Origin of the sequence: Clostridium sp. HBUAS56010 (genome assembly GCF_007115105.1) — a bacterium.
Lineage (GTDB): Bacteria > Bacillota > Clostridia > Lachnospirales > Lachnospiraceae > Lacrimispora.
The window spans coordinates 176,912-187,915 of the sequence record NZ_SULJ01000007.1; the positions used below are offsets into that span (position 1 = coordinate 176,912).

An 11,004-nucleotide genomic window follows, 5' to 3' on the forward strand; every position below is an offset into this window, starting at 1 on the left:
TTGTAAAATTTAAAATACATAAGGGCATTTTGGGAGAGACAGATGAAAAAGTATAAAAAAGCTCGTATAATGGCCGCAGTTCTGGCCAGTGTCCTGGTGTTGGATTCCGGTCTGGGAGTCGTTTCACCACACATTAGTGCATATGCTTACACGGAGAGACCGGCTACGGTGAACGCCACCTCTTTAAATGTGAGGAGCGGACCGGGAACCACCTATTCTGTTGTTACGAAATTAACAAATGGTGCTGCTGTGACAGTGATTGATGAAAAGAATGCGTCCGATGGAGCGTTGTGGTATCATATCCGTTTTTCTAATTCCAACGGGAGTGCTGTGTCCGGCTATGTTTCTAAAAGTTATATCCGGTTTCCGGCTTCTTACACTCAGGATGGGAATTTTGAAGCCAGCCTTAGTGCAGAAGGATTTCCTGAAAGTTATAAAGCACGTCTGAGGGAACTTCATGCTCAGTATCCTCAGTGGATATTTCGTGCACAAAAGACCAATCTGGACTGGAATACAGCAGTAAAAGAAGAGAGTCAGGTAGGAAAGACTCTTGTACATACAAACAGCATGTCTTCCTGGAAGTCCATGCTTCCTGGAGCTTATAACTGGGATAACAGTACATGGGTTGGATTTGACGGAAGCAGCTGGGTAACAGCTTCGGAAGAGATTGTAAGATATTATATGGATCCGAGAAACTTCTTAGATGAGTCAAATGTTTTTCAGTTTTTAAGCCATTCTTATGACAGTAACAGACAGACGATGGATGGGCTTCATACATTAATAAAAGGAACATTCTTATCTGGTGAGGCGGCAGGCGGAGGAAATGGCGGCAGTTTGCCTGATAATTCTGGTTCTCCGGTTTCTCCTGGGAATTCTTCCGGTGGCCCCGGAGCTTCTTCCGGCACAGATAATAGTCCGGAATCAGGTTCTGGGAATGTAAGTCTGGAAGCACCCCGTGCCTCTATTACACCAAAGAATCCCTGGGTGCTCATGGAATATGGTCCAGGAGCTAATCTGACGGGACCGTCATCTGACAGCAATAACACCGGTTCTGTATCCGGAAGTAATGCCTATGCTAATATGATTATGAATGCGGCAACCCAGTCGGGAGTGAATCCTTACGTTCTTGCGGCAATGATTATTCAGGAGCAGGGTTCTGCAGGCAATGGTAAAAGCGTTTCCGGAAAAGAATCCGGATATGAAGGATATTACAACTTTTTTAATATAGAAGCGTATCAGTCAGGAAGTATGTCAGCGGTTCAGAGAGGACTGTGGTGGGCTTCTCAAAGCGGCAATTATGGAAGACCGTGGAATTCTCCTGAGAAGTCAATTTTAGGAGGCGCTCTATATTATGGTAATAACTATGTGAAAGTTGGGCAGGATACATTTTATCTGAAGAAATTCAATGTACAGGGATCAAACCTTTATAAGCACCAGTATATGACCAATGTGCAGGGAGCCGCATCAGAGGGAGCTGTTTTTTCAAAGGCATATAACAGTGAGATGAAGAAGAACGCACTGGAATTTAAGATACCTGTTTATAATAATATGCCGGAATCTCCAGCCAGTCAGCCTACTGGCAATGGTAATCCGAATAATATGCTGGCTAATTTAAGCGTGGAAGGCTTTGTTATGACCCCGACGTTTAACCGGGATACCAGGGAGTATAATTTAATCGTCGATCCTTCTGTTTCGAATATTAAGGTAAATGCATCCGCATTAAATTCGTCTTCCTCCATTCAGGGAACAGGTACAATCGCTCTTTCGAACGGCAATAATGATATTAAGGTATCAGTGACAGCTCAGAATGGCAATGTCAGGGAGTATATTCTTCATGTGGTGCGTCAGAGCAATGGCCCTACTTATTCTTCCGGGGCTGGGGCAGGAACAGGAAACAGTCAGAATAATCAGAACAATCACGGCAGCCAGGGCAGCGGCACTTCATCTGGTCCCGGAAGCAGTTACGGTCCTGGAGTCAGCCGGCCAAAAGAGGAAGAGAACAGAGGAACACCGGGAGGAAGCAATGTAACCATTGCCCCGGTTGGTAAGGTTGAAGTTTCGGTGCAGACTTCTTCCGGAGTGATTTTGCAGGGACCGGGAACCCAGATACAGGCAACCGAAGCTATCCCGGAGACACAAAAGCAGACGGCCGCCCCTGAGAGTGCAGCCAGCCCCAAGTCAACCCTGCTTATAGGTGACCTTGATAACGATGGAAAAGTCAGCAGCAAGGATGTTTTAAAACTGCAGCGTCATCTGCTTGGACTGGAAAAACTGTCTGAGAAAGAGAAAAAAGCGGCTGATTTAAATGGAGATGGAAAAGTAGATTCCAGAGATCTTCTGCTTTTGAAAAAGAAAGTTTTGGGACTTTAAGGCTTTGCAGAAATAGGAGACAATATGAATAGGAAACTAAAAAGACTGATAGTCAGTGTGCTGGCTGTCTGCATCATCACGATTGGAAGTCCTGCGGGTCAGATGATATCCTGGGCTTCCAACACAAAGATTGCATTTTCCGACCCGTCTGTTATGGTAGGAAACGAAGTAACAGTGAGTATGAAAGTGACCAGTGACACTGCCCTTGGAACAGCGGAAGTGATGCTGTCCTACGATCCGGGTATTTTGGAATTTACAGGCGGCACCAATGCCAATGGTGGTGCAGGTGCCATTAAGGTTCTTGGAAGCATGGAATCAGCAGATCAGAAATCATTTAATTTTACATTGAAGTTTAAGACTCTGCAGGCAGGGAATGCCAAGATCCAGGTTACATCCCAGGAGATCTATGATGTGAATTCCCAGGCACTGTCTGTGAGCAAACAGGGAAGTGCTACGGTAAAGGTGACTTCACCAGCCAATTATTCCAAGGATGCCACCTTGAAATCTTTAAAGATTTCTCCTGGAAACCTAACCCCTGCTTTTTCTCCCTCTGTTGATCAGTACACAGCAGAAGTAGATGCAAATACGGCTGATCTGGTGGTGAATGCTGTGGCAGCCAATGCTGGTGCCCGTGTTGCGCTACAGGGAGATAAAGGACTGAAAGCGGGAGAGAACCCGGTTGTTGTCAAAGTTACTGCAGAAGACGGGCAGACAGTGAAAAATTACACCATTCATGTTACAAAACCTGAGGGCGGAGATGCAGTTCCCCCGGCAGATGGGGATGGAGAGACAAAAGAACCAGAGTTCGGATCAACAAAGGTTATGGTTAATGGAACGGAGTATAACGTTGCAACTTCCTTTGACGAATCAGCTCTTCCAGAAGGATTTGAGGCTGGAACCTATTCTTATAAAGGAACTGAGGTTATGTCAGGAAAGGGATTGGAGAAAGACCTTTTACTGTTGTATTTAAAGGATGCAGGAGGAAACGGAGGATTCTTTATTTACAATGAAGGTTCCGATTCCTGGTCCCAGTTTGTACAGGTAGAGACCAGTTCCAAAGCAATCGTCATCATTCCTCTGGATTCTGATACCAAAATACCGGAAGGCTTTACTGAGCGCCAGGTGGATATTGATGGGGTACGAGTAACCGGTTGGGTTGCCAAAACAGAGGCGGAGCCGGAATACTGCATCTTTTATGCCATGAACTGGAATGGAGAAAAGTTTTTCTATCGTTATGATCTGAAAGAAAAAACCGTTCAGAGATACTTTGCTTCCGGAGTATCCAATGAAGAGTATGTGAATCTGGCAAAAACTTATGAAGCCCTTAGAAAAGATTACCATATTCAGTTCTATGTTTTGATTGCAGTGAGTGTGGCTGGGCTGGGTCTTCTCGTAGCTTTGATTCTCCTGTTGCGAAAAGGTAAGGGTTCTGGTAAGGATACCCCTCAGAGAGAAGAGTTTGGAAGCAGCAGAAAGCAAAAGACAGAAGAACCAAGGTTCTATCATGAGCCGGAAGAAGAAGTTCCCTCAAGCAGAATCAAACGTTACAGCAGAGAAGAATTTGATGCTGTTACGGACAAGCCTGATTTCTTACAGAAAGAAGAGCCGGATGAAGAGGATGATTTTATTACAGAGTCCACTCTTGAAGAAGTCGAGCAGGAACTGTCGTTTGGAGGACCAACAAAAAGGCAGCCTGATGCTGTCAGCCAGGAAAAGGATCAGACACCGGCTATGCCAGATCAGACAGATTCTTCTGATGAAGAAGATGATTTCGAGTTCCTGGATCTGGATGATGAATCTTAACGTGTGGTAAAACAAGGTTTTTAACAAAAGAAAAACTGTTGTGCAGTGACTGGAAACCAGTTATCGCACAGCAGTTTTTTCTATCCTGGAAAAATTCCACAAACTCCTCCATAATAAAAGACACATCAGACTATTTGAAATAGCAGGAAATTAAAAGGCTGGGAGAGAATAAACTATAAAAAAGAAAAAGGATAAATTTTTAAATGAGAAAAGTTTAAAACCTGGAGAGCATAAGAGTATTGAAAAAAAAAGTGATGTGTGCTAATATTCATATAACAGATATAACGAAAGATGGTGAAAAAATGTTTTTGCAAATTGATTTTAACAGTGATGAAGCTATCTACATCCAGCTTCGGAACCAGATAATCATAGGAATCGCCACAGAAAGTATCCGAGAAGGAGATCCCCTGCCTTCCGTACGCCAGATGGCCGATAACATAGGGATAAATATGCACACGGTGAATAAGGCGTACACTGTATTAAAACAGGAAGGCTTTGTAAAGCTTGACCGCCGCAAAGGAGCCGTTGTATCTCTGGATGTGGATAAAATCCAGGTTCTTGACGAGATGCGTAGAGACCTGAGTGTTGTATTGGCCAGAGGTATCTGTAAAAATGTAACATGTGAAGAAGCACACCAACTGGTAGATGAGATATTTCAATCATTTATGAGAAACCAGAGGGGAGAATGATTCACTGGATTGGAGGTTCATTATGTTATGCGAGAGATGTAAGATTCGCGAAGCAAATATTCAATATACGGAAGTGGTTAATGGAGTGAAGAAGGAACACCATTTTTGTGCACAGTGTGCGAAAGAGATGGATTTTGGTGTCTATGCAGCTATTTTTGACGGCGATTTTCCTTTGGGAAAGCTGCTTTCCGGACTTCTGGGAATTGAAGAAACAGACGAAGGACCAGATAAGCTTCATCAGATTGCGTGTCCCACCTGTGGTGCCAGCTACGATGATTTCGTGCGGGACAGCCGGTTTGGGTGTGCAGATTGTTACAGCGTGTTTGGTCCATTAATGGAAGATAGTTTAAAGCAGCTTCAAGGAAATTTAGTTCATACAGGTAAGGTACCTGTCTATCAAAATACAGAAGCATCTTCTACCGCAGTCGACGGAAATCGTAAGACAGTGACAGAAGATGCTTCCGCAGAGGAAAAAGAGTTATATGAACTGGATTCCAGACTGAAAGAAGCGCTTCGTTTTGAGGATTATGAGACGGCTGCCGTATGCCGGGATAAAATCAGAGAACTCAGGAAAGGAAATGAGACCAATGAGTAGGTGGTTTGAGCGTGCAGATACGAATAGACCAGGGATAATCAGCAGCAGAGTCCGTCTGGTAAGGAATCTGCAGGAATATCGTTTTCCGGCAAAACTTGATGAAAAGGAAAGTGCAGAAGTGGTTCACCGCCTGGAATTTGGATTAAAGGATCTGGGAAATGAAGAAGGAAAAGCGTTTGTATTCTCTCTGTTAGGCGATCTGGAAGAACTGGACAGGGTAGCGTTAAAGGAGAGAAGGGTACTTAATCTGGCAGCAGTTAAGAAGAAAAAACCGGCTGCTATTCTTCTTTCGGAAGAAGAAGATACAGGAATCGTTTTAAACAGCGATGACCACATAAGAATCCAGTTATTAAAAACCGGATTGGATCTGGAAGAGCTGTGGGAAAAGGCGGACAGAATTGATAACTATATCAATGAGCGTTTCCCTTATGCCTTTCATGACCGCTATGGCTATCTCACTACATTTCCCACCAATGTTGGAACAGGGTTAAGGGCCTCGGTCGTGGTTCATCTGCCTATGCTGTCTCTTGGCAGAAAGTTCTCCAGTCTGATTGGTGATATGAGCCGTTTTGGGGCGACGATCCGGGGAGTATGCGGGGAAGGCGAAGAAAATTTTGGTTCTCTTTTTGAAATCTCCAATCAAAAGACTCTTGGGCAGACGGAGAGAGAGATTATAGATACAGTGACAAAGGCAGCGATTCAGCTTACTAACCAGGAGATGCAGGTAAGAAAGCTCTCGATTCAAAGAAGGAAACTGGAGCGGGAGGATGAAGTTTATAAGTCTTATGGTGTTTTAAAATATGCCAGAAGGCTGACGTTTCGGGATGCCATGATTTTTTTGTCTCAGTTAATGGCAGCCAAAACAGATGAGTTGATTCAGACCAGAGAGGAAGTATCCATCTATCGTCTGATGCTTGGAATACAGCCGGCAAATTTACAGAAGATTTCAGATCGTCCTCTTAATAAGGAAGAACTGGATTCAGCCAGAGCGGATTTTATTCGCAGTGAGCTGCCGGAATTAATATAACAGGAGGATTGCATTCATGATAGACAGATTTACGACAAAGGCCAGAACAGCGATTAATCTGGCTGTACAGGCTGCTGAACGGCTGGGGCATGGTTATGTGGGCACAGAACATCTGCTGATCGGGCTTCTGGAAGAAGGTACCGGGGTTGCAGCCAGAGTGTTAGAGGAAAATGGAGTAAAGGAAGAAAAAGTATTAAATTTAATCAGTCAGTTGATCTCTCCGGATCAGCCGGTTCGTCTTCAGGAAGACGGTGGTTATACTCCTGGTGCCAGAAGAGTTCTGGAGAACAGTTACCGGGAAGCAGTCCGGTTTAAGGCGAATTTAATCGGTACAGAACATCTGTTGATTTCTGTGATCAGAGACAATGACTGTGTGGCTTCCAGACTATTAAACACCATTGGCGTCAGTATTCAGAAGTTATATATTGACGTGCTGGCTGCCATGGGAGAAGATGCACCTGCCAATAAAGAGGATTTGATTAAAGGTCATAAGGCAAAAGGCAATACACCTACTCTGGACAGCTACAGCAGAGATCTGACTGATTTTGCCCAGAAGGGAAAACTGGATCCGGTGATTGGAAGAGAATCAGAGATCAAGCGGCTTATCCAGATCTTAAGCCGGAGAACCAAGAACAATCCATGTCTGATCGGAGAACCAGGAGTGGGTAAGACGGCTGTGGTGGAAGGTCTTGCCCAGATGATTATAAATGGAGATGTACCGGAGACAATTGCCGGAAAACGTCTTTTAACCCTGGATTTATCCGGAATGGTAGCTGGTTCCAAATACCGGGGAGAGTTTGAAGAAAGAATTAAAAAGGTAATTGCTGAAGTCATTGAAGATGGGGAAGTTCTTTTATTCATTGATGAGATTCATACCATCATTGGTGCTGGCGGAGCGGAAGGTGCCATTGATGCTTCGAACATCTTGAAACCTTCTCTTGCAAGGGGAGAGCTTCAGCTGATTGGAGCAACAACCATAGAAGAATACCGAAAATATATTGAAAAGGATTCTGCTCTTGAGAGACGTTTTCAGCCGGTAACCGTAGAGGAACCATCAGAAGAAGCAGCGGTTGGAATCTTAAGAGGATTAAAAGGACGCTATGAAGATCACCATAAAGTGACCATTACAGAAGATGCCCTGGAGGCAGCAGTGAAATTGTCTTCCCGATATATCAATGACCGTTTTCTTCCGGATAAAGCCATTGATGTGATTGATGAAGCGTCTTCGAAAGTCCGTCTGACTACCTATGTGGAACCGGCAGAGATTAAAGTGCTGGAAGCAGAGATTGAGCAGATGGAAGACCAGAAAGAAGAAGCAATCAAAGCAGAGGCATATGAAAAAGCAGGAGTTATTAAGAAAAGACAGGAAAAGAAGCGGGAAAAGATAGAAAAGATCCGTGAGAAATGGCAGAAAGAAAAGACAAGCAAGAGTTTGATTGTTGACGAGGGAGAGATTGCAGATGTAATCTCAAGCTGGACGAAGATTCCGGTTAGAAAACTGGAAGAAGAGGAGAGCGAGCGTCTGCGGAATTTAGAGAATATTCTTCATGAACGGGTAATCGGTCAGGAAGAAGCGGTTACAGCAGTTGCAAAAGCCATAAGACGAGGCAGAGTGGGATTAAAAGATCCAAAACGCCCCATTGGCTCCTTCTTATTCTTAGGACCTACGGGAGTGGGAAAGACAGAATTATCAAAGGCTCTTTCTGAAGCTATGTTTGGAACAGAGAATGCGCTGATCCGGGTTGATATGTCAGAATACATGGAAAAGCACAGTGTGTCAAAGATGATTGGTTCTCCGCCAGGATACGTTGGATATGACGAAGGTGGACAGTTAAGTGAAAAAGTGAGGAGAAATCCATACTCGGTCATATTGTTTGATGAGATTGAGAAAGCCCATCCGGATGTTTTTAATATTCTTCTTCAGGTCCTGGATGACGGACATATTACAGATGCCCAGGGGCGGAAGATTGATTTTAAGAATACCATTATTATTATGACTTCCAATGCAGGTGCAGAGAATATTGTCTCTCCCAAGCGGCTGGGATTTGGTGCGGCTGCCGATGAAAAAGCGGATTACAAGCTGATGAAGGACCGGGTTATGGAGGAAGTGAAGAAGTTATTTAAACCGGAATTTATTAACCGTATTGACGAGATCATCGTGTTCCATCCGTTAAATAAACTTCACATGAAGGATATCGTTACAATTATGATGAAAGATATTATGAAACGCACTTCTGAGCAGATGAATATTATACTGCAGGTGGAGGAAGAAGCAAAGGATTATCTGATTCAGAAAGGCTACGATGAGAAATATGGAGCAAGACCATTAAGAAGAACCATTCAGAACTGCCTGGAGGATAAGCTTGCAGAAGAAATCTTAAGCGGAGCAGTAAAAAATGGAGATGAAGTGCTTGTAACATCTGATGCCGATGGTTTAAAGTTTTCTGTGAAAGAGCTGGTAAAATAGCTAGCCATTTCTTATTGGTTCGTGTATAATAATTACAAGCGAAAAGATTTGTTCTTCGCAAAAAAGGGATAAGTAAAGAAAATACTAGGAGGGCAAGCCGATGCCGGTAATTGAAGAGTTAATCCGCACAGAAGAAGACGGAACAATCAGTTTTGGTAATTACGAATTAGGAGCAAAGTCAAAATTACAGGATTTTGAACACCATGGCGATTTATATAAAGTAAAGACATTTTATGAGATAACCAAGCTGGAACGCAACGGCATGTTTGTATACGAATCTGTACCGGGTACAGCCGTGGAACATTTTATGGTTTCCGATGATGGAGTAGAGTTTTTGGTGGAAGGCAATAAAGATGCCCAGCTTACGGTTCAGTTGGCAGAGGATACCGAATATGAAGTATTTGTAGAAGGAGAAGCTGCCGGAAGTGTGAGAACTAATATGAGCGGAAAGCTTTCTGCAAGCGTAGAGCTGAATGAAGGAACACCGGTATCTGTGAAGATCAATCGTAAGTAATAACAATAAAAGTCAGGTTCGGCTCTTTGATCAGGAGCCGGACCTTCTTTTTTAAGGAGGAAACCAGATGGCAAAGGCGAAAGCGACTGCATTTTTTTGTAAGGAATGTGGATATGAATCACCAAAATGGCTGGGTCAGTGTCCAGGATGCAGAGAGTGGAATACATTTGTGGAAGAACCTGTGGGTAAAAAGGAGTCTGTTCAGAAGCGGGGAATCGGAACTGGCTCAGGAAGCGGTATCTCTTCTTTAAAGGCGAAGCCGGCAAGACTTTCAGAGATTCATTTGGATGAACAGGACCGAATGAAGACTGGTTATGAAGAACTTGACCGTGTGCTTGGAGGCGGTGTGGTAAAAGGTTCACTGGTATTAGTAGGCGGGGATCCAGGTATCGGCAAGTCTACCCTGTTGTTACAGGTGTGCCGCAATCTTGCTTCATCAGGACAAAAGGTGCTTTACATATCAGGAGAAGAGTCTTTAAAACAGATTAAACTCCGTGCGAACCGGATTGGAGAAGTGACCGGGGATCTGTTATTTCTTTGTGAAACAAGTCTGGATATTATTGAAGGCGTTATTAAAGAGGAGAAACCAGATGTGGTTATTATTGACTCTATTCAGACCATGTTCCGGGAAGAAGTTACTTCTACGCCCGGCAGTGTAAGCCAGGTAAGGGAATCTACCAATATTCTGCTGCAGATTGCAAAAGGATCTGGAATTGCAGTGTTTATCGTAGGTCATGTTACAAAGGAAGGTGTAGTAGCGGGACCAAGAGTGTTGGAGCACATGGTTGATACGGTTCTTTACTTTGAGGGAGAAAGAAGTGCTTCTTACCGGATTATCCGGGGCGTAAAGAACCGGTTTGGGTCCACCAATGAGATCGGTGTATTTGAAATGGTGGAAAGCGGTCTGGCAGAGGTGTTGAACCCATCGGAATATATGTTAAGCGGAAGACCGGAGGAAGCTTCGGGAGCAGTGGTTGCCTGCTCCATGGAGGGAACCAGACCCATGCTTTTGGAGGTACAGGCTTTGATCACTCCTACCGCTTTTGGTATGCCAAGGCGTACTGCAGCGGGAACTGATTATAACCGTGTGAATCTGCTGATGGCGGTTCTGGAAAAGAGATGTCATTACGATCTGTCTCATTTTGATGCTTATGTGAATATTACAGGTGGATTGCGGATGAATGAGCCAGCTCTTGATCTGGCGATTTTAATGGCGATTGTATCCAGCATGAAAGACCGGGCTGTAGATTCCAAAACCATTATCTTTGGAGAAGTGGGACTGTCTGGCGAGGTCCGTGCCGTTTCCATGGCGCAGCAGAGAGTCAATGAAGCAAAAAAACTGGGATTTAAGACCTGTATTCTGCCAAAGATCAGCATGGAGAAGATGGGTCATGTAGATGGAATACGGCTGATGGGGGTTGGAAATGTAAGAGAGGCAATTATAGGGCTGGCAGATTAGGGTGTGTCTAAAACTCATTGGTCCAATACTTGTACTAAATATTTCTCCTTGGCGATATATTATTCATATAGGGGCTTATT

8 protein-coding genes are annotated in these 11,004 nt (G+C 44.0%); all 8 read left to right on the forward strand.

The annotated features are described in order from the left end of the window. Positions 1-42 precede the first annotated feature (42 nt). Positions 43-2,370, forward strand: a complete 2,328-nt coding sequence (locus FAY33_RS12740; RefSeq protein ID WP_143321602.1) for a dockerin type I domain-containing protein — start codon at positions 43-45, stop codon at positions 2,368-2,370. Positions 2,371-2,394: 24 nt separating this feature from the next. After that, positions 2,395-4,173, forward strand: coding sequence for a cadherin-like beta sandwich domain-containing protein (locus FAY33_RS12745; protein WP_143321603.1), 1,779 nt, complete (start codon positions 2,395-2,397; stop codon positions 4,171-4,173). Positions 4,174-4,475: 302 nt separating this feature from the next. Then, on the forward strand, positions 4,476-4,862 hold the full coding sequence (locus FAY33_RS12750; RefSeq protein ID WP_143321638.1) for a GntR family transcriptional regulator: 387 nt from the start codon (positions 4,476-4,478) through the stop codon (positions 4,860-4,862). A 22-nt stretch (positions 4,863-4,884) separates the two neighbouring features. Then, entirely contained in the window at positions 4,885-5,457 is a 573-nt protein-coding gene (locus FAY33_RS12755) for a UvrB/UvrC motif-containing protein (protein WP_143321604.1), read from the forward strand. Further along, positions 5,450-6,484 carry an ATP--guanido phosphotransferase gene (locus tag FAY33_RS12760; protein WP_143321605.1) on the forward strand — a complete coding sequence of 345 codons (1,035 nt, stop codon included), beginning with the start codon at positions 5,450-5,452 and terminating at the stop codon, positions 6,482-6,484. The genes FAY33_RS12755 and FAY33_RS12760 overlap by 8 nt, the downstream gene beginning before the upstream one ends. A 16-nt stretch (positions 6,485-6,500) precedes the next feature. Beyond that, positions 6,501-8,951 carry an ATP-dependent Clp protease ATP-binding subunit gene (locus FAY33_RS12765; protein ID WP_143321606.1) on the forward strand — a complete coding sequence of 817 codons (2,451 nt, stop codon included), beginning with the start codon at positions 6,501-6,503 and terminating at the stop codon, positions 8,949-8,951. A gap of 100 nt (positions 8,952-9,051) precedes the next feature. Beyond that, positions 9,052-9,465 (forward strand): endosialidase, encoded by a 414-nt coding sequence (locus FAY33_RS12770; protein ID WP_143321607.1) that lies wholly within the window; start codon positions 9,052-9,054, stop codon positions 9,463-9,465. A gap of 67 nt (positions 9,466-9,532) precedes the next feature. Then, complete coding sequence (radA, locus tag FAY33_RS12775; RefSeq protein WP_143321608.1) at positions 9,533-10,924, forward strand: DNA repair protein RadA; 1,392 nt, start codon at positions 9,533-9,535, stop codon at positions 10,922-10,924. Positions 10,925-11,004: the final 80 nt, after the last annotated feature.

Bases quoted from the DNA above. Each gene is read 5' to 3' on its own strand.
- FAY33_RS12745 (WP_143321603.1), top strand. From the start codon at position 2,395: ATGAATAGGAAACTAAAAAGACTGATAGTCAGTGTGCTGGCTGTCTGC.
- FAY33_RS12760 (WP_143321605.1), top strand. From the start codon at position 5,450: ATGAGTAGGTGGTTTGAGCGTGCAGATACGAATAGACCAGGGATAATC.
- FAY33_RS12750 (WP_143321638.1), top strand. From the start codon at position 4,476: ATGTTTTTGCAAATTGATTTTAACAGTGATGAAGCTATCTACATCCAG.
- FAY33_RS12765 (WP_143321606.1), top strand. From the start codon at position 6,501: ATGATAGACAGATTTACGACAAAGGCCAGAACAGCGATTAATCTGGCT.
- FAY33_RS12770 (WP_143321607.1), top strand. From the start codon at position 9,052: ATGCCGGTAATTGAAGAGTTAATCCGCACAGAAGAAGACGGAACAATC.
- radA (WP_143321608.1), top strand. From the start codon at position 9,533: ATGGCAAAGGCGAAAGCGACTGCATTTTTTTGTAAGGAATGTGGATAT.
- FAY33_RS12755 (WP_143321604.1), top strand. From the start codon at position 4,885: ATGTTATGCGAGAGATGTAAGATTCGCGAAGCAAATATTCAATATACG.
- FAY33_RS12740 (WP_143321602.1), top strand. From the start codon at position 43: ATGAAAAAGTATAAAAAAGCTCGTATAATGGCCGCAGTTCTGGCCAGT.